At 36.6% G+C, this 26,229-nt stretch carries 26 protein-coding genes; 20 read left to right on the top strand and 6 right to left on the bottom strand.

Features of this window, described 5'->3' with window-relative positions:
* Window positions 1–97 precede the first annotated feature (97 nt).
* The 4 genes from hslV to rraA all read left to right on the top strand — a co-directional run bounded on the left by hslV (window position 98) and on the right by rraA (window position 3,603).
* Window positions 98–628: an ATP-dependent protease subunit HslV gene (hslV, locus tag DK866_RS17310; protein WP_006534149.1), complete on the top strand. Its 531-nt coding sequence runs from the start codon at window positions 98–100 to the stop codon at window positions 626–628.
* 12 nt (window positions 629–640) lie between these two features.
* The gene (gene hslU, locus DK866_RS17305) at window positions 641–1,975 is read left to right on the top strand and encodes an HslU--HslV peptidase ATPase subunit (protein WP_109409911.1); all 1,335 of its coding nucleotides are present in this window, start codon (window positions 641–643) and stop codon (window positions 1,973–1,975) included.
* Window positions 1,976–2,072: 97 nt separating this feature from the next.
* The gene (locus tag DK866_RS17300; RefSeq protein ID WP_109409910.1) at window positions 2,073–2,990 is read left to right on the top strand and encodes a 1,4-dihydroxy-2-naphthoate polyprenyltransferase; all 918 of its coding nucleotides are present in this window, start codon (window positions 2,073–2,075) and stop codon (window positions 2,988–2,990) included.
* Window positions 2,991–3,099: 109 nt separating this feature from the next.
* Window positions 3,100–3,603 (top strand): ribonuclease E activity regulator RraA, encoded by a 504-nt coding sequence (gene rraA / locus DK866_RS17295; RefSeq protein WP_109409909.1) that lies wholly within the window; start codon window positions 3,100–3,102, stop codon window positions 3,601–3,603.
* Window positions 3,604–3,695: 92 nt separating this feature from the next.
* On the opposite strand, the gene zapB is transcribed toward rraA, so the two are convergent.
* Window positions 3,696–3,938, bottom strand: a complete 243-nt coding sequence (gene zapB / locus DK866_RS17290; protein WP_036933299.1) for a cell division protein ZapB — start codon at window positions 3,936–3,938, stop codon at window positions 3,696–3,698.
* 293 nt (window positions 3,939–4,231) lie between these two features.
* On the opposite strand from zapB, the gene DK866_RS17285 reads away from it, so the two are divergent.
* The gene (locus tag DK866_RS17285) at window positions 4,232–5,047 is read left to right on the top strand and encodes an MIP/aquaporin family protein (RefSeq protein WP_109409908.1); all 816 of its coding nucleotides are present in this window, start codon (window positions 4,232–4,234) and stop codon (window positions 5,045–5,047) included.
* 42 nt (window positions 5,048–5,089) lie between these two features.
* A complete protein-coding gene (gene glpK / locus DK866_RS17280; protein ID WP_109409907.1) occupies window positions 5,090–6,622 on the top strand; it encodes a glycerol kinase GlpK in 1,533 nt (510 codons plus the stop codon).
* A gap of 101 nt (window positions 6,623–6,723) precedes the next feature.
* Here the strand turns inward: glpK and emrD are convergent, their stop codons facing one another.
* Entirely contained in the window at window positions 6,724–7,908 is a 1,185-nt protein-coding gene (emrD, locus tag DK866_RS17275; RefSeq protein WP_109409906.1) for a multidrug efflux MFS transporter EmrD, read from the bottom strand.
* Between the two features lie 337 nt (window positions 7,909–8,245).
* Between emrD and fpr the strand changes: the two genes are divergently transcribed.
* Entirely contained in the window at window positions 8,246–8,992 is a 747-nt protein-coding gene (gene fpr / locus DK866_RS17270; RefSeq protein ID WP_109409905.1) for a ferredoxin--NADP(+) reductase, read from the top strand.
* 66 nt (window positions 8,993–9,058) lie between these two features.
* Here fpr and DK866_RS17265 read toward each other — a convergent pair whose 3' ends face one another.
* Window positions 9,059–9,490, bottom strand: a complete 432-nt coding sequence (locus tag DK866_RS17265; protein ID WP_109409904.1) for a DUF805 domain-containing protein — start codon at window positions 9,488–9,490, stop codon at window positions 9,059–9,061.
* Between the two features lie 97 nt (window positions 9,491–9,587).
* Between DK866_RS17265 and DK866_RS17260 the strand changes: the two genes are divergently transcribed.
* Window positions 9,588–10,223, top strand: coding sequence for a DUF1454 family protein (locus tag DK866_RS17260; RefSeq protein ID WP_109409903.1), 636 nt, complete (start codon window positions 9,588–9,590; stop codon window positions 10,221–10,223).
* 106 nt (window positions 10,224–10,329) lie between these two features.
* The gene (tpiA, locus tag DK866_RS17255) at window positions 10,330–11,100 is read left to right on the top strand and encodes a triose-phosphate isomerase (protein WP_069366847.1); all 771 of its coding nucleotides are present in this window, start codon (window positions 10,330–10,332) and stop codon (window positions 11,098–11,100) included.
* A gap of 105 nt (window positions 11,101–11,205) precedes the next feature.
* Here tpiA and DK866_RS17250 read toward each other — a convergent pair whose 3' ends face one another.
* Window positions 11,206–12,207 carry a sulfate ABC transporter substrate-binding protein gene (locus DK866_RS17250; RefSeq protein WP_109409902.1) on the bottom strand — a complete coding sequence of 334 codons (1,002 nt, stop codon included), beginning with the start codon at window positions 12,205–12,207 and terminating at the stop codon, window positions 11,206–11,208.
* 265 nt (window positions 12,208–12,472) lie between these two features.
* Window positions 12,473–13,450, bottom strand: a complete 978-nt coding sequence (pfkA, locus tag DK866_RS17245) for a 6-phosphofructokinase (RefSeq protein ID WP_109409901.1) — start codon at window positions 13,448–13,450, stop codon at window positions 12,473–12,475.
* Window positions 13,451–13,983: 533 nt separating this feature from the next.
* On the opposite strand from pfkA, the gene fabG reads away from it, so the two are divergent.
* A complete protein-coding gene (gene fabG / locus DK866_RS17240) occupies window positions 13,984–14,739 on the top strand; it encodes a 3-oxoacyl-ACP reductase FabG (RefSeq protein ID WP_109409900.1) in 756 nt (251 codons plus the stop codon).
* A gap of 122 nt (window positions 14,740–14,861) precedes the next feature.
* Window positions 14,862–16,421, top strand: coding sequence for a phosphoethanolamine transferase (locus tag DK866_RS17235; RefSeq protein WP_109409899.1), 1,560 nt, complete (start codon window positions 14,862–14,864; stop codon window positions 16,419–16,421).
* 139 nt (window positions 16,422–16,560) lie between these two features.
* On the opposite strand, the gene cpxP is transcribed toward DK866_RS17235, so the two are convergent.
* Window positions 16,561–17,124 carry a cell-envelope stress modulator CpxP gene (cpxP, locus tag DK866_RS17230; protein WP_109409898.1) on the bottom strand — a complete coding sequence of 188 codons (564 nt, stop codon included), beginning with the start codon at window positions 17,122–17,124 and terminating at the stop codon, window positions 16,561–16,563.
* A 186-nt stretch (window positions 17,125–17,310) separates the two neighbouring features.
* Between cpxP and cpxR the strand changes: the two genes are divergently transcribed.
* The 9 genes from cpxR to DK866_RS17185 all read left to right on the top strand — a co-directional run bounded on the left by cpxR (window position 17,311) and on the right by DK866_RS17185 (window position 26,177).
* Window positions 17,311–18,009 carry an envelope stress response regulator transcription factor CpxR gene (gene cpxR / locus DK866_RS17225; protein WP_109409897.1) on the top strand — a complete coding sequence of 233 codons (699 nt, stop codon included), beginning with the start codon at window positions 17,311–17,313 and terminating at the stop codon, window positions 18,007–18,009.
* Window positions 18,010–18,021: 12 nt separating this feature from the next.
* On the top strand, window positions 18,022–19,407 hold the full coding sequence (gene cpxA, locus DK866_RS17220) for an envelope stress sensor histidine kinase CpxA (RefSeq protein ID WP_109409896.1): 1,386 nt from the start codon (window positions 18,022–18,024) through the stop codon (window positions 19,405–19,407).
* A gap of 85 nt (window positions 19,408–19,492) precedes the next feature.
* Window positions 19,493–20,638 (top strand): UDP-galactopyranose mutase, encoded by a 1,146-nt coding sequence (gene glf, locus DK866_RS17215; RefSeq protein ID WP_109409895.1) that lies wholly within the window; start codon window positions 19,493–19,495, stop codon window positions 20,636–20,638.
* Window positions 20,639–20,653: 15 nt separating this feature from the next.
* On the top strand, window positions 20,654–21,418 hold the full coding sequence (locus DK866_RS17210; RefSeq protein ID WP_109409894.1) for a DUF707 domain-containing protein: 765 nt from the start codon (window positions 20,654–20,656) through the stop codon (window positions 21,416–21,418).
* A gap of 649 nt (window positions 21,419–22,067) precedes the next feature.
* Window positions 22,068–22,949, top strand: coding sequence for a glucose-1-phosphate thymidylyltransferase RfbA (rfbA, locus tag DK866_RS17205; protein ID WP_109409893.1), 882 nt, complete (start codon window positions 22,068–22,070; stop codon window positions 22,947–22,949).
* A complete protein-coding gene (locus tag DK866_RS17200) occupies window positions 22,936–23,337 on the top strand; it encodes a sugar 3,4-ketoisomerase (protein ID WP_109409892.1) in 402 nt (133 codons plus the stop codon). Before rfbA ends, DK866_RS17200 begins: the two co-directional genes overlap by 14 nt.
* Window positions 23,334–23,789, top strand: coding sequence for an acyltransferase (locus DK866_RS17195; RefSeq protein WP_109409891.1), 456 nt, complete (start codon window positions 23,334–23,336; stop codon window positions 23,787–23,789). Before DK866_RS17200 ends, DK866_RS17195 begins: the two co-directional genes overlap by 4 nt.
* A 10-nt stretch (window positions 23,790–23,799) precedes the next feature.
* Window positions 23,800–24,924 (top strand): DegT/DnrJ/EryC1/StrS family aminotransferase, encoded by a 1,125-nt coding sequence (locus DK866_RS17190; RefSeq protein WP_109409890.1) that lies wholly within the window; start codon window positions 23,800–23,802, stop codon window positions 24,922–24,924.
* Window positions 24,921–26,177, top strand: coding sequence for an O-antigen translocase (locus DK866_RS17185; protein ID WP_109409889.1), 1,257 nt, complete (start codon window positions 24,921–24,923; stop codon window positions 26,175–26,177). Before DK866_RS17190 ends, DK866_RS17185 begins: the two co-directional genes overlap by 4 nt.
* The last annotated feature ends 52 nt before the right edge of the window (window positions 26,178–26,229 follow it).

Genomic DNA, 26,229 nt, shown 5'->3' with positions numbered 1-26,229 from the left:
CCCCACCTATAATTCTAATTCACATAACGGGCAGTGCTGTATTTCAAATATAAGCACTTCCCGTCTCATTTTTATTGATTAAACCAGGGGCTGACTCATGACTACAATCGTAAGTGTTCGCCGTAAGGGCCAAGTTGTAATCGGTGGTGATGGACAGGCGACGATGGGTAATACCGTCATGAAAGGCAATGTTCGCAAAGTACGCCGTCTTTATAACGACAAAGTCATTGCGGGATTTGCTGGCGGCACTGCTGATGCTTTTACTCTTTTTGAACTGTTTGAACGCAAATTAGAACTTCACCAAGGGCATTTAACCAAAGCTGCGGTAGAGCTAGCAAAAGATTGGCGTACAGACAGAATGCTGCGCAAATTAGAAGCACTACTTGCTGTTGCAGATGAAAACACATCACTTATCATCACAGGTAATGGTGATGTTGTTCAACCAGAAAACGATTTAATTGCAATCGGTTCTGGTGGCCCTTATGCACAAGCAGCGGCAAGAGCCATGCTAGAAAATACTGAGCTTTCTGCACGCGAGATCGCTGAAAAAGCGCTGAGCATCGCTGGAGATATCTGTATTTACACTAACCATAATGTCAACTTTGAAGAACTCTCTTCAAAAGAGTAAGGATTTGAGAGCATGTCTGAAATGACTCCTCGCGAAATAGCCAGCGAACTTGATAGATTTATTATTGGTCAAGATAAAGCGAAACGTGCTGTGGCAATTGCCCTACGTAACCGCTGGCGTCGCATGCAGCTCGACGAAGCGCTGCGCCATGAAGTAACACCTAAAAATATTCTGATGATTGGCCCTACTGGTGTGGGTAAAACTGAAATTGCACGTCGTTTAGCAAAATTAGCCAATGCACCTTTCATCAAAGTAGAAGCAACTAAATTCACAGAAGTGGGTTATGTAGGTAAAGAAGTTGATTCTATTATCCGTGACTTAACCGACTCTGCAGTCAAAATGGTGCGTAGCCAAGCGATTGATAAAAATCGTTTCCGTGCTGAGGAAATGGCTGAGGAACGCATTCTTGATGCGCTTATTCCACCTGCAAAAAATAACTGGGGTGTCACAGAGCAAACCTCTGAACCTTCAGCCGCTCGTCAATCTTTCCGTAAAAAATTACGTGAAGGTCAATTAGACGATAAAGAGATTGAAATTGAATTATCTGCAACACCAATGGGTGTTGAAATCATGGCTCCTCCAGGAATGGAAGAGATGACAAATCAATTACAATCTATGTTCCAAAATTTAGCTGGGCAAAAACAAAAAGCGCGTAAGATGAAAATCAAAGATGCGTTTAAGCTGATTGTTGAAGAAGAAGCCGCTAAATTAGTTAATCCTGAAGAGCTTAAACAACAAGCTATTGATGCGGTAGAACAACACGGTATTGTTTTTATTGATGAAGTAGACAAAATCTGTAAACGTGGCGGTCAAAGTTCTGGCCCTGACGTTTCTCGTGAAGGTGTACAACGTGACCTCTTACCACTGGTTGAAGGTTGTACAGTTTCAACAAAACACGGTATGGTAAAAACAGACCATATTCTGTTTATTGCGTCAGGTGCTTTCCAAGTTTCCAGTCCTTCTGATTTAATTCCTGAGTTGCAAGGACGTCTGCCAATTCGCGTTGAACTTCAAGCGCTGACAGCAGAAGATTTTGAGCGTATTCTTACAGAGCCTAATGCATCGTTAACAAAACAGTATGAAGCTTTAATGGCAACCGAAGGGGTTTCTATTAGCTTTACTGAAGACGGTATTCGCAAAATTGCTGAATCAGCGTGGCGTGTAAATGAAACGACCGAAAATATCGGTGCTCGTCGTTTACATACTGTTTTAGAACGCTTAATGGAAGAAATTTCCTACGATGCAAGCGAACGACAAGGTCAATCTATATTGATTGATGCAGAATATGTGAAACAGCATCTGGATGAGCTTGTAGCAGATGAAGATCTGAGTCGATTTATTTTATAATCAACTTGTGCGATCCTTATCAGCAATATTTACGTGGGAGGCTTGCCTCCCATTCTTATTTTTATAATAACAACGAACATGAGTATCGAATTTCAGCATGAGCTCTCTAAATTCCACTAGCCGGACTCAAGCCTGGCTTGAAAGTTTACGACCCAAAACACTGCCTTTAGGGTTAATTGCCATTGTGACTGGCTCCGCATTAGCGTATTGGATGGGGCATTTTGAGCTGCCTATTGCACTGCTTGCTATTTTGACAGCTGGCACATTACAAATTCTATCAAACCTTGCTAATGATTACGGTGATGCTGTAAAAGGTACCGATACAGAAGAGCGTTTAGGGCCACTTCGTGGAATGCAAAAAGGCGTAATAACGCCAGCTCAAATGAAAAAAGCCTTAATATTAAATGTCATCATCTCTTGTATTTCAGGTATTGCACTGATTATTGTTGCATGTAAAAAACCTGAAGATGCCATTGGCTTTTTAGTGATGGGATTACTCGCTATTGTCGCAGCCATTACCTATACCGTAGGCCGACGCCCTTATGGCTATATGGGATTAGGTGATATTTCTGTATTAATATTCTTTGGTTGGTTAAGTGTAATCGGAACTTATTACTTACAATCTAACACCTTCGATATTGTCACCCTACTTCCAGCCACGGCCTGTGGTTTACTGTCTGTCGCCGTTCTAAACATTAATAATATGCGCGATTTAGAAAGTGACATTCAAGCGGGCAAGAATACATTAGCCGTTCGCTTAGGCCCTGCTGGCTCACGAACTTACCATACGTGTGTCATTTTTCTCTCTATTGCTTGCTTAATTATCTTCACGCTTCTGTATATGCACCGCTGGACAGCATGGCTATTCTTACTCGCAACACCGATGCTTTTATTGCATATTAAACGTGTTAATGCCGATCATTCTGGTGAAGCAATGCGCCCTTTACTTGAACATATGGTAAAAGCAGCACTACTCACTAACGTACTCTTCTCTTTAGGTTTAGTTTTAGAATAATTTAGCTCGATTGTTGATTTGACTCACTGAATTTTCAGTGAGTCTTTTGCCAACTACCCCCGTTAAGGGATATACTGGCTTTTCCTGTGGCAACCTGACGTAATCTCCTATGAAATATGATACTTCTGAACTCTGTGATATCTATCAAGAAGATATCAATGTCGTAGAACCGCTTTTCTCAAACTTTGGTGGTCAAAGTGCCTTTAGTGGGCAAATCATCACCGTGAAATGTTTTGAAGATAATGGACTGCTTTATGACTTACTAGAAGAAAATGGCAAAGGCCGTATTCTTTTAGTTGATGGCGGTGGCTCTGTACGCAAAGCCTTAATTGATGCTGAATTGGCACAACTTGCCGTATCGAATGAATGGGAAGGCATTGTCGTTTATGGCGCAGTACGTCAAGTTGATATATTGTCAGAACTTGATTTAGGTATTCAAGCCATGGCTGCGATACCAGCAGGTTGCCCGAGTGAAGGTATTGGTGAAAGTGATATCCGCGTCAACTTTGGCGGTGTTACGTTCTTCTCTGGTGATTATCTTTATGCCGATAATACCGGGATCATCTTATCAGAAGAGCCTTTGGGCTTAGATGAAGATTTAATAGAAGAATAATTTTACTTTTATCAGCTTTCTTATGATTTAAGACACAAAAGCCACCGTCTGGTGGCTTTTGTTTTTAGGCTTTAGAGACAAAATAAAGACAATTACTGTACGTCTTCCATTTTGCCTAACAGCGCGCGTAAACGCTCTTGCCAGCTTGATTGCTCTTGTTTTAGCTCTTCGTTTTCACGAACAAGGGCTTCGCGTGATCCTTTCGCTTCTTGAACTTCTTGGTTCAGCGCATCATTTTTTTCTTTTAGCTCTTCAATTTCCATCTGTAATAACGTGATGGTATCAATAGCTTGTTGTACTTTTGATTCTAACTTTTCGAAAACTTCAAATGACATACTGTAATCCCCCATATAATCGATACTTCCGATTGTAAGTAGCCTATCAACAACTGTCTAGCATCTTCCGTGGAATTACATTCTTTTTTCAATTTATCAAAAACACTGGTCAGATCACATTACAAATGTCGATCAAGTCACTAATTAAGAGCGTTTTCACTCATTTTCTTGATGAGACACACAAATTTCAATTTCGCTTATTCTCGTTTACGCTCATTAACGATAAATTCACAGTTATCTTTTCAATTCGAAAAGAATACTAACAATAAATAACCTCTTTCAGGATAGAATATATGAGCCAGACGAAAACCTCTCTTATGGGTCAATGCATTTCTGAATTTATCGGAACTGCGTTGCTAGTCTTCTTCGGCCTTGGTTGTGTTGCTGCAGTACGTATTGCAGGAGCAGAGCTAGGACTATGGGAGATAAGTATTATCTGGGGGCTGGGTGTTGCCTTAGCCGTTTATCTTACCGCGGGCACATCTGGTGCTCACTTGAACCCGGCAGTTACCGTTGCGTTTTGGTTATTCGCTTGCTTTGAACGCAGAAAAGTTATCCCTTATATTATTGCACAAATGTTAGGTGGCTTCTTTGCCGCAGCCATTGTGTACTTTATGTACTACAGTGTTTTTCTCGACTACGAACAAGTTAATGGCATTGTCAGAGGCTCACAAGAAAGTCTCTTCACTGCCGGTGTATTCTCTACTTATCCCGCAGCTCAAATTTCCGTTGCACATGCCTTTGTTGTCGAAGTTATTATTGCCGTTATCCTTGTTGGCTTAATTTTAGCCTTAACTGATGATGGTAACGGTGTACCTAAAGGCCCATTAGCGCCTTTACTGATTGGTATCTTAATTGCCGTTATCGGTGGTGCATTTGGTCCACTAACAGGATTCGCCTTAAACCCTGCTCGTGACTTTGGTCCAAAACTGGTTGCGTACTTTGCTGGCTGGGGTGATATTGCACTGACTGGTGGACGTGATATTCCTTATTTCTTAGTTCCAATGATTGCTCCATTTATCGGTGGTATCTTGGGTGCATTGGCTTACCGTAAATTAATTGGCCGTCACTTACCTTGCGATACCTGCAAAATTGAAGACGATAAATAATACTTAGAGCAAGATTGTTGATTATCAGAACAGGTTACTAACATGACAACAGAAACAAATACATCGAATACCGAAAAAAAATACATTGTTGCACTTGATCAGGGTACAACCAGCTCACGTGCCGTAGTTATTGATCATGATGCAAATATCGTCAGTATTTCACAACGCGAATTCACTCAAATTTATCCTAAGCCAGGCTGGGTTGAACACGATCCAATGGAAATTTGGGCAACACAAAGTGCAACCCTAGTTGAAGTATTAGCAAAAGCAGATATTCCATCTGATCATGTAGCTGGTATTGGTATCACAAACCAACGTGAAACCACCATTGTATGGGATAAAGAAACGGGTAAACCTGTTTATAACGCCATTGTATGGCAATGCCGTCGTACTGCCGATTTCTGTACCCGCTTAAAAGATAAAGAAGGTGTTGAAGAATATATTCGTCAAAACACTGGTTTAATGGTTGACCCATATTTCTCTGGTACAAAATTAAAATGGATCCTCGACAACGTCGAAGGTGCTCGTGAAAAAGCAGAAAATGGCGAATTGTTATTCGGTACTGTCGATACTTGGTTAGTTTGGAAAATGACACAAGGTCGCGTTCACGTTACCGATTTCACTAACGCTTCACGTACCATGTTATTTAACATCCACTCTTTAGATTGGGATCAGAAAATCCTCGATCTGCTGGATATTCCTCGCAATATGTTACCAAAAGTTGTGCCATCTTCAGAAGTTTATGGCCAAACAAACATTGGTGGTAAAGGTGGTACACGTATTCCTATCGCGGGTATGGCGGGTGACCAACAAGCTGCGCTTTATGGTCAACTTTGCGTACAAAGTGGTATGGCGAAAAATACCTATGGTACAGGCTGTTTCTTACTGATGAATACAGGTACAGAAGCCGTTCGCTCTAATCATGGTTTGTTAACAACTATCTGCTGTGGCCCTCGTGGTGAAGTGAACTATGCCTTAGAAGGTGCTGTATTCGTTGGTGGTGCGTCCATTCAATGGTTACGTGATGAATTAAAACTCATTGATGAAGCAACCGATTCTGAATACTTCGCAACTAAGGTAAACGATACGAATGGTGTCTATGTTGTTCCTGCCTTTACCGGCTTAGGCGCACCATATTGGGATCCGTATGCCCGCGGTGCTATCTTTGGTTTAACCCGTGGTGCTAACCGTAATCATATTATTCGTGCAACCTTAGAATCTATCGCTTACCAAACACGTGATGTTTTAGATGCGATGCAAGCCGATTCAGGTGCGCGTTTACAATCATTGCGTGTTGATGGTGGTGCTGTTGCCAATAACTTCTTAATGCAATTCCAGTCCGATATTTTAGGCACTCGTGTTGAACGCCCTGTTGTCCGTGAAAGTACCGCGCTAGGTGCAGCATTCCTTGCGGGTCTTGCTATTGGCTTCTGGAGCGATTTAGAAGAAGTTAAAAATAAAGCGGCGATTGATAAAGAATTCCGCCCTGGTATTGAAACCACTGAGCGTAACTACCGTTATAACGGTTGGAAAAAAGCGGTTGCTCGTGCACAAGAGTGGGAAGATCGCGCTTAATTAATACAACGAGTTGAGAGAGAAGTAGCCTAGGCTACAAAACCAAAATGCCGAGAAATTCTATTCTCGGCATTTTTTATTTAATTGACTACACCAATAGTCTAAATAGTATGTTCTTCATGGCTAAAACGGTGAGCTAAAGGAAGCCAACAAAGCATAATAGCCACTGACATAGCAAACATAATCATACCTAAACTAAATTGATTATGTTGTGGTAATAAGGCTGAAAACCATGTTGCAACACCTGATCCCACATTTTGTAATCCACCCACCAGTGCCCCCGCAGAGCCAGCTAAATATGGAAATGGCTCCATTGCACCCGTTGTTGCTAATGGGAATAGCATACCTGCACCAAAGAAAAATAGTGCGGCAGGTACCAGAAGAGTCCAAATATTAATGATATTTAGCCAACCGGGGACCCACATTAAAATACCGGCTGATAAACAACAAAAAACAGAGTGCCACATCAGTTGTACAAAGGTTTTACCTTCACGACCAGCATACCAAGCCCCAAAGAACGCAGCAGGGATCGGTAAAATAAATAATATACTGATAGTAATACTATTTAAGCCTAATACTCCGCCCATTAAGACACCACTTGATGCCTCAAAAACTGCAATACCTGATAATGCACAAATTAGCATAATCAAAAATGCACTGAAGGTACTATTGGAAAGCAGTAAGTAAAATGATGACAGCATTTTACGTTTCTCAACTTGTACTGGCCGAGTTTCTGGCATCCAACGATACATACAGAAAAGAACACTACTTCCCAATAATAATAAGAAGATATAACACGCATGCCAGCCAAAGAAGTGAGCCACAACACCACCAATCATCGGCGCTAATAATGGGCTAACTAAAACCCCCATATTTAACAAGCTATTAGCGTAACGTAATGCCGTACCTGTATATAAATCACGAGGTTGAGTACGCGTCATGACACCTGCCACACCTGTTCCCATCCCTTGTAAGGTACTTGCAATAACCAGAGTGGTTAAATTTTGTGAAAAAATCGCTACCAGTGTTGATAAACAAAAAATCGTCATTCCGACTAAAATAACGGGACGACGCCCTATTTTGTCGGAGATAGGCCCATAAATGAGCTGTGAAAAACCATAAGAAAAAAGATAAGCGCCCATTACTTGCTGTACAGCACCTGTCGGCTCACCAAAGTAAACTGCCATATCCGCAATAACTGGAACATAGATGGTTTGCGTCATTTGCCCCACAGCAACCAGTGCAATTATCAATAATAATAGATTTGCATGCTCTAACTTTCTCATTTCTTTTCTTTGCTCAGGAATTTCAAATAAATAAATTAACGGACAGGCGTACACGCCAGAGAATTTATAAAAATAAACTCTGCAAAATATACACCTTTTAAGAATGAGACTAAGTTAACAAATTTGTAGAAATTTGCGAGATAGTCAGCAATTTTTGTACATCGCCTAATGTCAGAGAAAAACACCATAGTTGTCAATATAAATGTACATATTGTGTCATTCATTGACAAAAATTCAGATAAATAACATCACCACATCATCTTGATAAATAAAAAATCGCTTCCTATTTAGAATGAATAAGCGACATAAACGCATTTATCGTAAGGAGATAACCTCTATGGCAAATTGGGTGAATGGAAAAGTTATCCAAGTTAATCGCTGGACTGACACGTTAATAAGTCTTGTTGTAAATGCCCCTGTTGATAAATTTACAGCGGGGCAATTTGCAAAATTAGCATTAGATATTGATGGCGAACGAGTGCAACGTGCCTATTCTTATGTGAATGCGCCGAATGATCCTAACTTAGAATTTTATCTGGTGACTGTACCCGAAGGAAAATTGAGCCCTAAACTAAGTGCTCTAGAAATAGGGGATGAATTACTTGTCACCGAGCAAGCCAGTGGCTTTTTTGTATTAGAAGAAATTCCTAGTGCCAATACACTTTGGATGCTTTCTACAGGGACAGCCATAGGGCCTTTTTTATCGATTTTACAATTAGGCCAAGATCTGGATAGATTTGAAAATATCGTTCTTGTTCACGCGGTTCGATATGCTAATGACTTAAGTTATCTCCCATTAATGGAAAAACTTGTTGAGCGTTACCAAGGAAAATTACGTATTCAAACTATTGTTAGCCGTGAAAATCATATTAGCTCATTAACAGGTCGTATCCCTGCGTTAATTGAAAGTGGTGCCTTAGAAAAAACGGTGGGCTTAACCATTTCTCCAGAAGAGAGCCATATTATGTTATGTGGCAATCCACAAATGGTAAGAGATACCCAACAACTATTAAAAGAACAACGAGAAATGCGTAAACACTTACGCCGCAAACCAGGACATATTACCAGCGAACAATATTGGTAATATGAAAAGAAAAATAAGGGCAATTTTCTCTTTTTGCCCTTATCTGATTTATTTTAATAAAAAGGATTAACGCCAGCGACGATAATCTACTTGCTCAGTGTGTTTACCAAAGTAATTTTCACTTTGATTGCCAATAAAAACACCACAATCAAGCAACATAATCATCCCGATAAAGGAAGGTAAAAAACGCCCTATCGCCCACTGCCAAAAAGGTTCTAAACTACTTGTATCAGCCAGCCCCAACATCACAGCGAGTAAAAGTAATAAAAGCCATATTCCTCTTTTATTTCTATCATGGAGTCTTTTAGTGAAAATCGCACACAAGGGATACAGAATAAAGAAGATCAATATCCACGTTACAATGGCAGGTAATGGATAAATCATGTCATTGATAATAAAAAGGCCTAAAAAAAGAGCGAAACAAGCACCTAAACCTGCCCAGAAATCACGACGTCCAATTCGCCCTTTGAATGAAAATGCCCAATGTTGTAAGGTCATAAATTCTCAATAATTTACTTAATGTGTGAATTACACTGTCCATTTAGTATCAAATAATACAGACTAGCCAATAACAGCACTGACAAACGGAGGACAGATGATAAAAGAAAGTACACTTTCTACGTTATACCTGATAATCATAAGCATTGCTCTTTGTTTGCCAACTACTGTTTTTGCAACAGGGATATCTGTCGCACAAAAACAGCCCACTAAAGATGACATTGCCTATCTTAAACAGGATGCACCCGTTTTTGAGATAACTATTCCGGAGCTACGAGCAAAATTCAACCAACAAAATCCGTTGCTATCGCTTAATGAATATAAAATTATCACTAATCACGATATTGCTATTCCGCTTGTCAGAGCCGCAACTCGTATTACACCTTATATTTACTCTTCAGCGATATTAGAACGTGGCAGTGAAAAAATTAAAAGTCTGCAACTGACGCTTATCCATACATCAGACTCACCTGAATTAGAAAAAATGAACCGTGAGATCACCACACAATACATTGTGACTTTGATCGCTCAATTTGACCCTTCAATAACGCCTACACAAATTCAAGAAGTTCTCGATTTGTTTGTATTTAAAAACCAAACTCCGGCTTATGTAAGCCATAATGTTGGTGCGATTCGCTATATTATTGCGCATGAAGGTGAACAATTAACGACCTTTGCAATTGAACCGATTAAGCTTTCTTTAAACAGCAAGATCGTTTCAGCCATTCCGTGATAAAAAACAAAGCTATTCTATTCATTGTTCTCTATACTGTTGTGTATCAACAGAATTCATGTTTATTAGCAAACTAAATTTAAACCACTCGGTTGGAGGAAAAGTTATGCGCCATCCATTAGTCATGGGTAACTGGAAACTCAACGGCAGCATTCATATGGTTCATGAATTAATTGCTGCACTACGTAAAGAAGTTAGCGGTGTTGCAGGTTGTGATGTTGCTATCGCACCACCCGCAGTTTACCTATGCCAAGCACGCCATGAAATTGGTGGAAGCCGTATTGCATTAGGTGCTCAAGATACAGGTGTTAACCTATCTGGTGCTTTTACTGGTGAAACTTCAGCAGAAATGCTGAAAAACGTTGATGTTAAATACGTTATCATTGGTCACTCTGAGCGTCGTACTTATCATAAAGAATCTGACGAGTTTATCGCTCAAAAATTCGGCGTGTTAAAAGAGTTAGGTTTAACGCCTGTATTATGTATTGGCGAAACCGAAGCAGAAAACGAAGCGGGTAAAACACAAGAAGTCTGTGCTCGCCAAATCGATGCTGTTTTAAATGCACACGGTGCAGCTGCATTTAAAGATGCGGTTATTGCTTATGAACCAATCTGGGCTATCGGTACTGGCAAATCTGCAACTCCAGCACAAGCACAAGCTGTCCATAAATTTATTCGTGATCATATCGCGAAAAAAGATGCCGCTATCGCTGAACAAGTTATCATCCAATACGGTGGCTCTGTGAACGACAAAAATGCAGCTGAACTGTTTGGTCAACCAGACATTGATGGCGCATTAGTCGGTGGCGCTTCACTGAAAGCAGATGCATTTGCCGTCATCGTGAAAGCAGCAGCACAAGCTAAAGCGAAAAAATAATTTTTATCTTTCTGGCTTACGCCTTTAATGGATAAAAAATAAAGAAAATCACCTTGCTGAATATAAAACCAGAAGGTGATTTTTTTGTTTTTGCTTTATGACACATCAACGACGACTTATTTCATCAAATACACCACCTGTCGCAAAATGTATTTTCTGTGCTGATTGCCAATCACCAAAAACCTCATCAATCGTAAATAGTTCGAGTTTTGGGAAACTGTTTTGGTATTTTTCAGCGATCACTTTATCTCTAGGACGGTAATAGTTTTTTGCTGCAATCTCTTGTCCCTGTGGTGAGTAAAGATAATCTAAGTACGCGGTGGCAATTTCTCGTGTTCCTCGTTTATCGACAATTTTATCCACTACAGATACCGTAGGCTCTGCAAGAATAGAAACCGAAGGTGTAACAATTTCAAACTTATCAGCCCCTAATTCATTAATTGCTAATAATGCCTCGTTTTCCCATGCAATCAATACATCACCAATACCTCGCTCAACAAATGTATTGGTTGCGCCTCGCGCTCCTGAGTCTAACACTTCAACTTGCTGATAAAGTGCTTTCACAAATGCTTTTGCTTTTTCGTTATCTTGATGATTAGCTTTTAACCCATATCCCCAAGCAGCAAGATAGTTCCATCTTGCACCACCTGAAGTTTTAGGATTAGGTGTAATAATGGAAACACCTGGTTTTATCAGTGAATCCCAATCTGTTATCTGCTTAGGATTTCCTTTTCTCACCAGAAAAACAATCGTTGAAGTGTAAGGAGCAGAGTTATCGGGTAGTCGTGTTATCCATTGCTTATCAATACTTCCTCTTTGTGCGATCGCATCAATATCATAGGCAAGAGCTAATGTCACAACATCTGCCTCAATACCATTGATAACTGATGTCGCCTGCTTTCCTGATCCACCATGTGATTGGCGGATAGTGATCCTATCTCCCGTTTTCTGCTGCCAATACTGACTAAATGCTTGGTTATACTGTTGATAAAGTTCCCTTGTCGGATCATAAGAGACATTTAATAACTGAATATCTTTAGCCCATAAACTATTAGAAAAAAGTAATGCGACTAAAGTCGTTGATAATAAACCCCATTGTTTAAACATATCTCTCCATCCCCTATCGTTAAATATTTAACTAGGCTGACAGAAAGTTTTATAACGATGAAATAACAAAAAGCCGATTGATATACACAACAGGAATATAACTATCTATACAAGGGATGTTAGGCAGTATTGATGGAGAATAAGATTATTAAATGAAATGTTTTCACTCGAGAAGCTACTCTGACACGCAGACAACATGTATCAGAGTAGTTCACGAATAAGGATAGTACTCAGAAAGACTAGGGTATTATGATAACACTATTGATTAATAGAGTTTTTTCGCTGTTTCATACCAGTCAGCTTTAAAGACACGTTTCATATTCATGACCGCATCAATAATATCATGGTGAACCAGTTTTTCATTTTGAATACCAACACAACGACCGCCATAACCTTCTAATAGCAGTTGTACAGAATAAGCACCCATACGTGAGGCTAAAATACGATCGTAAGCAACAGGAGAGCCACCACGTTGAATATGACCTAACACTGTTGCACGTGTTTCATGTTTAGTTTCAGCTTCAATAAAACGAGCTAATTCATGTACATCACAAACGTGTTCTGTGATTGCGACGATTGCGTGGCGTTTACCACGTTCAATACCGGCTTTGATTTCCGCCAGCAGTTCATCGCGATCAAACGGTAATTCTGCCTCAGGCAGAACAACAAATTCACATCCACCTGCGATTGCCGCAGATAGAGTTAAGTCGCCACAATAACGGCCCATTACTTCTACGATAGAGATACGTTTGTGAGACGTTGAGGTATCACGTAAACGGTCAATTGCTTCAACCGCTGTTTCTAACGCTGTGAAATAACCAATGGTGTAGTCAGTACCTGCTACGTCATTATCGATTGTGCCTGGTAAACCGATGCAAGGAAAACCCGCTTCCGTTAATTTTTTCGCACCTAAATAAGAACCGTCACCACCAATAACAACTAAAGCATCAAGCTCATTTTGTTTCATGTTTTCAATGGCAACAGCACGCACATTGTCTTCACGGAATTCAGGGAAACGAGCAGAACCAAGGAATGTACCACCACGGTTGATCATATCTGACACGCTAAAACGGTCGAGTTTTTTCATGCGATTTTCATATAGCCCCATATAGCCATCAAAAATCCCATAGACCTCTAAACCTTCACTTAGTGCGGCACGAACAACACCACGGATCGCGGCATTCATTCCGGGTGCATCACCACCACTTGTTAAAACCCCAATTCTTTTGATCCCATTGACCATGATTACCTCTGATTCTTATTCGATGTAATTATTGCAAAATTGTTGGAATAACTTTTTATTTCAATATCGGCTTATCTGGTGTTATTTTCCGATATCGCAAATGCTGAATTGATTCAACAATACCATTGTACGCATATTTTTTACCAGTTCATCATTATCGTACATTTTTTTTCATAAACTTGATGCGCATTAAACTAATCAGACAGCCTGTTTAAAGTTTAGACTAGCTTATCTCAAATGTGTTTCACTAATAAGTTAACACTTTTTATACAGACACTTTACTGCCTTTTTGCATTCACCTCAAAAAAACGCTATTTATGCTAAAAAACAGCATCGGCATATTTTGATAAATATTCAGTTTTTCTCTGGTACAGCATTCTATCTAACGTTTATCTTTCGATTTCGTGATGACATCCATTCAAAGAAAAAAATTATCTAAGGTACATTTGTGACCTACAACAAAGTTCTCTGGGTGATTTACCGCTTTTCAACCTAGACTGATACAGTAGAACTCACACTTAATAGGAGGTTTTATGTTTGATTTAACGGGTAAAATCGCTTTGGTTTCAGGTGGCGCAAAAGGCATTGGCAAAGGTATCGTTATCGCATTAAAAAACAGTGGTGCGAAAGTGATTATTGCGGATATTGATGATGTAGCTGGTAATAAAACAAAAGATGAATTAGATGTAGGTTTTATGCATCTTGATGTCACTCAGCAATCTGCCTGTGAAAAAGTGGTTGATGATGTCGTAAAAGAGTATGGCAAACTTGATATTCTTTGTTCCAATACTGGCATTTTCCCTCAAGCAACTATTAAAGAGATGACCGAAGCTGATTGGGATAAAATGCATACAGTTAACCTTAAAGGTATGTTCTTTTTAGTGAAAGCAGCACTTCGTGTCATGGAAAAACAAAAACAAGGTCGTGTGATTATCACGTCATCCATTACGGGAGCAATCACAGGCTATCCTGGTTGGAGCCACTACGGCGCAAGTAAAGCAGGGCAACTTGGCTTTATGCGTAGTGCAGCATTAGAATATGCGCGTCATGGTATTACCATTAATGCTGTGATGCCGGGAAATATTCTTACTGAAGGCTTGCAAGCCCAAGGCGAAGCGTATTTAAATCAGATGAAGGCTTCTATCCCAACACATACTTTAGGTGAGCCAGAAGATATCGGCTACGCCGCCGCCTTCTTTGCCTCAAATGAAGCAAAATATATTACAGGCCAGACAATTATCGTCGATGGCGGGCAGATTTTACCTGAATCTCCAGAGGCGTTGTTGTAAAAATCTCATTAACCAAGGAAATAATTTGATTTCCTTGGTTTTCCTCACCCTAAAAAAAAACTATAATACCGAAAATAATATAGCCATAATTAATCAATAATTATTGATCCATAATTGATATCATGAAAAAACTCTTAAAAAACAACATTATTCAATGTTTAATTTTACTTATTTTTGTTTTATTACTACACATCTCTCTAGGCTATAAACTCCGTTTTTTTTATGTTCTTACTTTTACTGCATTTCTTTTATGCTTATCAGGGCATTTTAAAAAAATCTATTCTATTAGTATAATGTTGCTATCAATAATAGGTGCTATTTATACACCTATTGGCTTAAAGTATGGCTCTCCTAACATTAATTCTGTTATTTCATTTTTTTATACAAATACAAATGAAACTCTAGAATTTATTCATACCCTTTCACCAATAAATCTAATATTTAGTTTTTTAATTATTTTACTTGGCCTTCTCAGTCTAAAAGTGAGTATTGTTTTTAAAAATAAAACCTCTCTTTTCATTACTTTTATTTTTATAATAACGAGTATTAGTTGGCCCATAAAAGACCTGATAAATAATGGTACTTATAACTTTGAAACCAAATTACCAATACTCCGTTTTTTTAGTGATATAAAAAAACATTATGAAAGTGTAAATATAGAAAATAAGTGGATCAATACAGAGCTTAATAAGAAAGATAATTGGCAACCTATTAATAATACGCAATATAATAATTATATCTTAGTTATTGGAGAGAGTGTTAGACGAGACTTTATGCAAAGTTATGGTTTTTCTATAAAAAACACACCATTTCTAGAAAAAAGCCCTGTTATTCAATTTAATAATTATATTTCAGCAGCACCATCAACATTGTTTTCATTACCACCTTCATTAACATTAAAAAATAAGAATACTAATAATATTGAATTACAGAACAATATTATCACACTCGCAAAAAAAGCAGGATTAGATACATATTGGTTTTCAAATCAAGGCTCTATGATTGGTTCTGATTCAATTATTTCTACAATAGGAAAGAGAGCTGATACCTATCACTTCTTGAGTAAAGGTGATTATCATAATAATGGTTTAACTACTGATAATGATTTACTTCCCGATATTAAAAAAGCACTCATTAATAAAGGTGAGAAAAATAGGCTTATTGTTGTTCATCTAATAGGCTCTCACTCACAAGCTTGTGCTAGAACACAAGGTGAATATGATGAGTTTTTCCAATCAGTTGAATTATCTTGTTATGTTCAAAGCATCAAAAATACAGATAAATTATTAGAGAACATTGTAGACATATCAAATAGCACAGGAAAATCATGGTCCTTACTTTATTTTTCTGACCATGGATTATCTTATGAAAATAAAGGAGAAAGTTATGCCAAGCTTACCCATGATGATAAGTTTAAGCAAAACTTTGAGATCCCTTTATTTATCCTATCGAGCGATAGTAAAGAAAAAAATTATATTACAGAAAAAAGAAATGGGCGGTATTTTATGTCACTTTTTTCGGAGTGGACGGGGATCACTGACTCAAAAATCCCTAACCATTGCCATATGATTTCTAATGATATTTGTGATGATCAAGATACTGTTATTAATTTTCAAAAAGAGCATATTGACTATAATTTATTACCCGATGATAAGATAAACTATGCTCTTAGAGAGAAATAACAAACAAATGGACAAAAAAAAAGCCCCTCTCCAGAGGGGCTGCAAAAGACAGGGATGGTGTCTATGGCAAGGAAAAAACTTCGTTGTTGCTACTTACTCTCTAACTAGGTACTGCTGCACTACACTCTTACTTACTTCGTTACTGATTTTGTTGACCTTGTTGGTCAAAATCTGACATTTGCTGTTGGTAATTCTTTTCCAACTGCGCTTTCTGTTCTGGGGTTAATAACTGATACATCTGATTATGGACTTTCGCCATTTCAACATGGCGCTCAATTGCTTGTTTATCCATATCTTGCATTTGTGCTCTTACTGCTGCTTCATCAAATTGAGGTGCAGTAACTAATTTATGCATATTCTCATGACGTTGACGGTAGTTTCCGTTATATCTGTCTTGATGATGCTGGCGCATTAAATCGCGCATTTGGGTACGTTGTTGCTCAGTTAATGTGATTCCGTTAAACATATGAGATCCGCCATAATTGCGATCCATCATATGTCCACCGTTATTCATCATATGGCCACGTTGTCCGCGGTGACCTCTATAATCACGGTCGCCATGCATACCATAGCCATAACCGCAGTGATAATTACCATTATATTGTTGCTCAGTAGGCGGATTGGTATTTGCTGTTTCAGCTAATACCACTGTCGGAGCTGCTAAAAACATTGATGCTAATGCAACTACTGCTACTTTACGCATTGCTCTTACTCCTAAACTCGGTGATTAATACCGACCTAATTAATGCTACCTAAATATGTGTAATTCTTTGCTATGTGGATTACTATACCGTTGCGGCTGCAAACTAGCGTCAGAGCGTGTAAAAGAACGTAAAGTCATAGATTCGCGCTATTTATTATCGTATTTTTCTCTTGGAGGAATTGACGAATGCATAAAATCTTATTAGTGGATGACGATCGCGAATTAACATCGCTATTGAAAGAACTGCTTGAAATGGAAGGCTTTAATGTTGTAATCGCCTCTGATGGCGAACAAGCACTTAAACTTTTGGATGCTTCTATCGACTTGTTATTACTGGATATTATGATGCCACGTAAAAACGGGATTGAGACACTCAAAGAATTACGCCAAAATTTCCAGACCCCTGTCATCATGTTAACGGCAAGAGGCAGTGATCTTGACCGAGTACTTGGCTTAGAGCTTGGTGCTGATGACTATTTACCAAAACCTTTTAATGATAGAGAGCTAGTTGCTCGTATCAGAGCTATTTTACGTCGTTCTAACTGGAGCGAACAAAAACAGACTGATAGCAATACATCTCCAACACTACAGGTTGATAAACTACAACTTAACCCAGGCCGACAAGAAGCGAGTTTTGATGACGAACCGCTAGAGTTAACAGGAACTGAGTTTACTTTGCTTTATCTACTTGCTCAGCATTTGGGGCAAGTTGTATCACGCGAACATCTAAGTCAAGAAGTGCTTGGTAAGCGCTTAACACCTTTTGATAGAGCGATTGATATGCATATTTCCAATTTACGCCGTAAATTACCAGAAAGAACAGATGGACAACCGTGGTTCAAAACGTTACGTGGCCGTGGTTATCTGATGGTTTCAATAACTTGATAAATATTCTTTATGATAAATAGTCTGTCAGCGCGTATTTTTGCAATATTCTGGCTGACGCTAGCATTAGTTCTGATGCTAGTTATGATGGTTCCAAAGCTGGACTCGCGCCAGCTTACCCCTCTTTTAGAGAGTGAGTACCGTCAAGGTGTTATGCTAGAACAACATATCGAAGCGGAATTAGCTCAAGATCCCGCTAACGATCTCCTTTGGTGGCGTCGATTAATTCGCGCTATTGATAAATGGGCTCCACCTGGTCAGCGTTTAATTATCGTGACCAGTGAAGGACGCATTATCGGTGCTCAACGTAATGAGATGCAGGTTGTCAGAAACTTTATTGGTCAATCTGATAACGCTGATCACCCTAAAAAGAAAAAATATGGCCGTTCTGAGATGTTAGGGCCATTTTCAGTAAGAGATGGTGAAGATCATTACCAGCTTTATCTTGTTCGTCCATCAAGTAGCCCTCAGTCTGACTTTATCAACTTATTATTTGATAAACCGTTATTGCTACTCATATTTACCATGCTTATCAGCACACCGTTATTAGTGTGGCTTTCTTGGAGCCTGGCAAAACCGGCAAGACAACTTAAAAATGCGGCTGACGATGTTGCAAAAGGTAATTTACGCCCTCACCCTGAACTAGAAACAGGCCCTCAAGAATTTTTGGCAGCAGGTACCAGCTTTAATCAGATGATAAGTGCTCTTGAACGCATGGTTGAGGCACAACAACGGTTAATTTCTGATATTTCTCACGAACTACGAACACCATTAACACGCTTACAATTAGCGAGTGCATTATTACGTCGTCGTAGTGGAGAAAGTAAAGAGCTAGAGCGTATTGAAACTGAAACTCAGCGTCTTGATGGCATGATTAATGATTTACTCGTTCTTTCACGCAACCAGCATAAAAACGAGTTATTACGTGAAACAGTAAAAGCCAACGAATTGTGGGATGACATTTTAGATAATGCCAAATTTGAGGCTGAACAGAGTAATAAGACGCTACAAGTGACAACGCCTCCGGGAGCATGGCCTATTTACTGCAATCCATATTCTCTGGCTAGTGCATTTGAAAACATTGTTCGTAATGCCCTACGTTATTCAAATTCTCGCATTGAGGTTGCCTTTACTGAACAAAACCAAGGTATCACGATTATTGTTGATGATGATGGCCCGGGTGTTAGCTCAGAAGATAGAGAGCATATCTTCCGACCATTCTATCGCACTGATGAAGCAAGAGATCGTGAATCAGGTGGTACAGGCTTAGGGTTAGCTATTGTAGAAACAGCCGTAAGCCAACATCGAGGTCATGTTAAAGCCGATGACAGCCCATTAGGTGGGTTGAGGGTTGAGATTTGGTTGCCGAGAGGAACTACTATATCAAACAATAAATAATAATTACCATTTTAAACTATTGATAATTATTGTATATTTTACCCTATTAATTTATAGCAAATTCAATAAATTCTTAGGGTAAAACATGAAATTTTTAGTCGTTGGTTGTGGATTAACAGGTGCTGTGATAAGCCGTAGCCTAGCAGATGCGGGTCACTGCATCACAATTATAGACCAAAGATCACATATTGCGGGTAATTGCCATACAGAACGAGATAATAATACAGGTGTTATGGAACATGTTTATGGCCCACATATTTTTCATACTAGCGATGAGACTGTATGGGATTATATCAATAAACATGGCGAAATAATGCCTTATACAAACAGAGTAAAAACAACATATAAAAATCAAGTATATTCATTACCAATTAACCTACACACAATAAATCAATTTTACCAAAAATCTTTAAACCCAACTGAAGCAAAAGAGTTTTTAAATACAATAACAGACAAATCCATTAGTTTTCCTAATAATTTTGAAGAGCAAGCTCTAAAATTTATTGGAAAAGATTTATATGAAGCTTTCTTTAAAGGTTACACATTAAAACAATGGGGATGCGATCCAAAGAGCCTTCCTGCAAGTATTTTGAAACGACTTCCTGTTAGGTTTAATTATGATGACAATTATTATTCTCATAAATACCAAGGAATGCCTAAAGATGGATATACTAAAATAATTCAATCCATCACTAATCATGAGAAAATACAAATAAATATAAATAAAAAATACTCGCATGATGAAAAAAATGAATACGATCATATTATATGGACAGGAAAAATTGATGAGTGGTTTAATTATGCTGAAGGCCGACTTAGTTACCGCACTTTAGACTTTATAAAACATGAAGCTACTGGTGACTTTCAAGGCACTGCCGTTATGAATTACGGTGATATAACAGTTCCATATACACGTATACATGAACATAAACATTTTTCACCATGGGAAACCCATGATAAAACTATTTATATTGAAGAACATAGTCGTTTATGTGGAGAAAATGATATTCCTTATTACCCAATACATTTAGAAGAAGAAAATACCTTGCTTGACAAATATTTAGAACTAGCAAAAAAAGAAAAGGATATCACATTTGCGGGTAGATTAGGCACATATAGATATATGGATATGGATGTATCAATTAAAGAAGCTCTGGCACTTGCAGAAAGCTTAATATCCGATTTAGCAAATCAAGTAGAAATTAAGCCTTTTTATAATAAACTTTCATAATAAGAAAAATTAACTATGTCAAAATATTTGGTTGTAATTAGATGTGGAGATAATTCTCTTCATAAGAATTGGGTTAATGATGATTCTAGATTTGATGTAATTCTGAGTTATTTTGGTGATAGCATTCCTTATCCCCTAGATAACATAAAATATGTACATCATTTTAAAGGATCGAAATGGGAAGGACTATATGATTTATTCCACAATCACCAAGACTTGTGGAAAGATTACGATTATGTCTGGTTACCTGATGATGACTTAGATAGTACAACTGAAAATATAAATTCGTTTTTTGAATTAGCACAAAAATATCAATTTGATCTATGCCAACCTGCATTGACTACTAACAGTTATTTTTCCCATAAAAACTTATTACAAAATGATGACTTGATATATAGAGAAACTAACTTTGTTGAAGTCATGGCTCCTTGCTTTTCAAAAAGAATATTTTTAAAGGCATATCAAACATTTAACGAAAACAAATCAGGATGGGGATTAGATTTTTATTGGCCAGTTTTGTTTAAAAAAGAAAATATCAAATTAGGGGTCATAGATTCTACACCAATACATCATACACGGCCGGTAGGAATAGCGGGTCATGGTAGTAATGATAAAAATTTATCCCCTTTAAAGGAGCTTCACCAATTATTAGAAAAATATTCCTTAAAAATGCCTGAATTTATAACCAGTTCAATTTTAACGAAAAAAGGGAAAGTTATAAATAAAGGTAGCCTAAAATATTTCCTAAGAACATTAACAAAAAAAGACAAAATATGTTAACAACATAATTTATAGTTTAATATAGTGCTTAATAATAATTATAGTTATTAATCAGTCGGTTATTAAGTTATAGCTATAACTACAATGATCTGCATTAGTGATCTACAGTGTGAGTTCTATAAAAAAATCACAAGATAGCTATAAATCAAGCTAATAATGAATGGCGTAATTATATTCATTAGATATCCTATATCTTCATATAGAAACAAAACTACTGCATTAAGATATTCTGCCACTTATTAGAGAATAGGTGGCATATTCTTTTTGTTAACATTTGTTGATGTAATTCAGAATGATCTGGCTGAATCGACGGCTATTCCAGTATTTATATATCCTCAATCAATGCTAAAATACCCAGCTATCACTTGACCGTCTGGTTTGAAGAGTCTACTCTCAGTGCGGTTTTTAGCATACTGTTAAAGTATGCTTATATAATAAAGCTCTTACATTACAATAAGATAAGAGTTTTTTGAGATGAATTTTGGCGCTCTGGGGGCCGTAAACCCAGTGCGGTAGCTATGTAGAAAAAACTATATCAAATTATAGTTTCTTTAATACAAAATATTTAATTAACACAAAATTAGTAAGTATTTTATGTACATTTATTTTCTATAGAAAATAAATGTACATACCTTCTTAGGGTTTAAAAATGAAAGGTATTATTTTAGCAGGTGGTTCAGGGACAAGACTTTATCCAATAACAATGGGTGTATCTAAACAATTATTACCTATTTATGATAAACCTATGATTTATTATCCTTTATCAGTATTAATGCTCGCAGGCATTAGGGAAATACTAATTATTACAACGCCAGAAGATCAAGATGGCTTTCAACGTCTTTTAAATGACGGCTCTCAATTTGGTATTTCTATTCAATATGCAATACAACCAAAGCCTGAAGGATTGGCTCAAGCCTTTATTATAGGGGAAGAATTTATTGGTAGTGATAGTGTCTGCTTAGTTTTAGGAGATAATATATTTTGGGGGCAAGGATTCTCACCAAAGCTAATAAATGCAGCTAATAAAAAAAATGGTGCTACCGTTTTTGGATATGAAGTACAAGATCCTGAAAGATTTGGAGTTGTTGAGTTTGATAATCAATTTAATGCACTCTCTATTGAAGAGAAACCTAAAAAACCAAAATCTAATTTTGCGGTAACCGGTTTATATTTTTATGATAATAACGTCATTGATATTGCTAAAAATATCAAACCATCCGAACGTGGTGAATTAGAAATAACAACTATTAACCAAATTTACTTACAACAGAATAAATTAAAAGTTGAGCTATTGGGACGCGGTTTTGCTTGGTTAGATACAGGAACTCACGATAGTTTACTCGATGCAGGTACTTTTGTTGAAACAATAGAAAAAAGGCAAGGATTTAAAATAGCCTGTTTAGAAGAAATTGCATATAAGCAAAAGTGGTTAACAAAAGATCAAATAAAAAAAGCTGCTAATGAATATAAAAAAAATGGCTATGGTAAATATTTATTTGATTTAATAGAGAAAAAAAATGACATTAATTAATACTATAGAATTTAAAAAATTAGGTGATAATAGAGGCTCTTTAACTTCAATTGAGCAAAATAAAAACATTCCTTTTGATATTAAGCGAATATATTATATTTATGATACTAAGGAAGGAATCTCTCGTGGATTTCATGCACATAAAAACCTAGAACAAGTAGCTATCTGTATAAAAGGAAGTTGTCGTTTTCTTCTAGATGATGGTGTACATAAAGAAGAAATAGTCTTGGATAAGCCTAATGTTGGTTTATATATAAAAGGAATTATATGGAGAGAAATGCATGATTTCTCAGAAGATTGTGTTTTAGTAGTTATAGCAAGTGATTACTATAATGAATCTGATTATATTAGAGATTATGATACCTTTCAAAAGAGCATAATAATATGATACATCCATTAAGTGACGTAAAAAGTAACAATATCGGTTCAGGTACAAGAGTATGGCAATATAGTATTATTTTTCAAAATGCCGTTATTGGTAATGATTGTAATATCTGTGCTCATACTCTCATCGAAAATGATGTCATTATTGGCAATAATGTGACTGTAAAATCCGGCGTTTATATATGGGATGGGATAAGAATTGATGATAACGTTTTTATCGGACCATCGGTTACATTTACTAATGATATTTTCCCAAGATCTAAACAATACCCCGAAAAATTTTTAATAACACAAATAAATAAGGGTGCTTCAATCGGAGCTAACTCCACTATCCTTGCAGGAATTACTTTAGGTGAAAACTGTATGATTGGTGCAGGAAGTGTTGTTGTAAAAGATGTTCCAGCTAATGCCGTCGTAATAGGTAATCCCGCAAAAATAATTCGTTTTATAAAATAGAGAAAAAATAATGATTAATTTTCTAGATTTAAAAAAAATAAATGAACAACATAACAAAGAATTAAAAGAAGCATGTTCAAGAGTTATTGATTCTGGTTGGTATATTACAGGTAAAGAACTAGAAAATTTTGAAAAAAATTTTGCTAGTTATTGTGGAACAAAGCATTCAATTGGTGTGGCAAATGGGTTAGATGCACTAACCCTTGTTTTACGTGCATGGAAAGAACAAGGCAAATTACAATCTGGCGATGAAATTATCATTCAAGCTAATACTTATATTGCTTCCATTCTTGCTATAACAGAAAATGATCTAGTGCCAGTTTTAATTGAACCAGATAATGAATCATATAATTTATCAATAGAAAATATCAAATCAGCCATTACAGATAAAACTAAGGTTATATTACCAGTACATCTCTATGGGCAAATTAACCCAATGGAAGAGATTATGGCGATAGCTAAAGAAAATAATCTCTTAGTCCTAGAAGATTGTGCCCAATCTCATGGAGCAAGTATTGATGGAATAAAAGCGGGAAACTGGGGAGATGCAGCTGGCTTCAGCTTTTACCCGGGGAAAAATCTTGGGGCATTAGGTGATGCTGGTGCTATTACAACTAATGATGATGAATTAGCTAGTGTTGTGACAGCGCTACGCAACTATGGTTCTCATCAAAAGTATTTAAACTTATATCAGGGTGTTAATAGCCGTTTAGATGAAATTCAGGCGGCTATGCTAAACGTCAAATTAAATTACTTAGAAAAAGAAACTAAAATCCGACAAGATATTGCTTTAATATATCTGGAAAATATCCAAAATTCACTAATTCAATTACCTATTACCGTTGAAGAATATATAAAAAATACAGAAAATCATGTGTGGCATTTGTTTGTTATTGCAACAAAACATAGAGAGCTACTACAAAAACACTTGCTCGAATGTGGTGTGCAAACATTAATTCACTATCCAACACCACCTCATAAACAACAAGCATATAAACAATATAGTTATATCAATTTACCTATAACTGAAAAAATTCATAAAGAAGTTCTAAGTATTCCAATAAGTCCAGTTATGAATAATGAAGAGATACATCAAGTCATTAACGCATGTAATTCATTCGTGATCAGCAGATGACATTAATTAAAACATCTATACTAAGCCTGATAGCTACCTTTTTTAAAATGTTATCAGGCCTAGTTATTAATAAAGCAATTTCTATATATATTGGCCCGTCAGGTTTAGCATTGATGGGCCAATTTCAAAATTTTATTCAAATTGCACTTTCTATGGCTCAAGGTGGTATAAATAATGGTATCGTAAAGTATACGGCTGAGCATGCACATAAGGATGATGAACTAAGTAATTTATTTAGTACAGGTATAAAAATTAGTTTTTTGACCTCAATAATTATAGCTTTATTTTTAATTTTATTTTCATATCAACTCTCCAATTTTATATTAGATAGTAACAATTATTTTTACTTATTTATTACATTAGGGTTTACTATTACTCTATTTGTTATTAATAATTTCTTTTTATCTATTTTAAATGGTTTAAAAGAAATTAAGACATTCATAAAAATAAATATAATTCAAAGTATATATTCATTAATTTTCACTTCGGCTTTTATTATATTTTTCGGAATGACTGGCGCTTTATTAGCACTTGCAACTAATCAATCAGTTATATTTTTTATATCATTATATCTCATAAAAAAAAATAATTTATTGAAATTTAATCTTTTTCAAAAAAAGTTTGATAAAAAAACAGCATTAAATTTATTGAAATTTTCGGAAATGGCAATTGTGGCATTAATTGCAACCCCTTTATCACAATTTATAATTAGAAAATACATTACAATAAATGTCAGTCTGACAGAAGCTGGCATATGGCAAGGTATGTCATATATATCAACAACTTATTTATTTATAATAACGACAGCCTTAGGAACATATTATTTACCAAAATTATCAGAACTAATGGATATATCTTCTTTAAAAAAAGAAATAATAAAAGGATATATAGTAATCATACCTATGGTTATATTTATAGGTGTTTTAATATTTAGCTCAAAAGATATTATAATACAACTGCTTTTTTCGGAAGAATTTCTTTCAATGCGTAATTTTTTCATATACCAAATATTGGGTGATGTTATAAAAATAATGGGGTGGTTACTTTCATATATAATGTTAGCTAAAGCAATGACAAAATGTTTTATTTTTTCAGAAATTATTTTTTTTGTCTCTTATACATGTTTATCAATACTATCTATTAATAAATTTGGAACTATTGGGGCAATATATGCTTATATAGCAAGCTACATTCTATATTTTTTCTTTGTTTTTTTTATCATTAATAAAAAATTGAAATTCATTAAATTATGATTATTTTATATATTATTACATTAATGTTATTCATTCCTTTCTTCTTTCTTTA

Source organism: Proteus genomosp. 4 str. ATCC 51469 (assembly GCF_003144375.1).
GTDB lineage: Bacteria > Pseudomonadota > Gammaproteobacteria > Enterobacterales > Enterobacteriaceae > Proteus.
The sequence above is the reverse complement of the archived record's forward strand: the minus strand, read 5'-3'. Positions and strand labels throughout refer to the sequence as shown.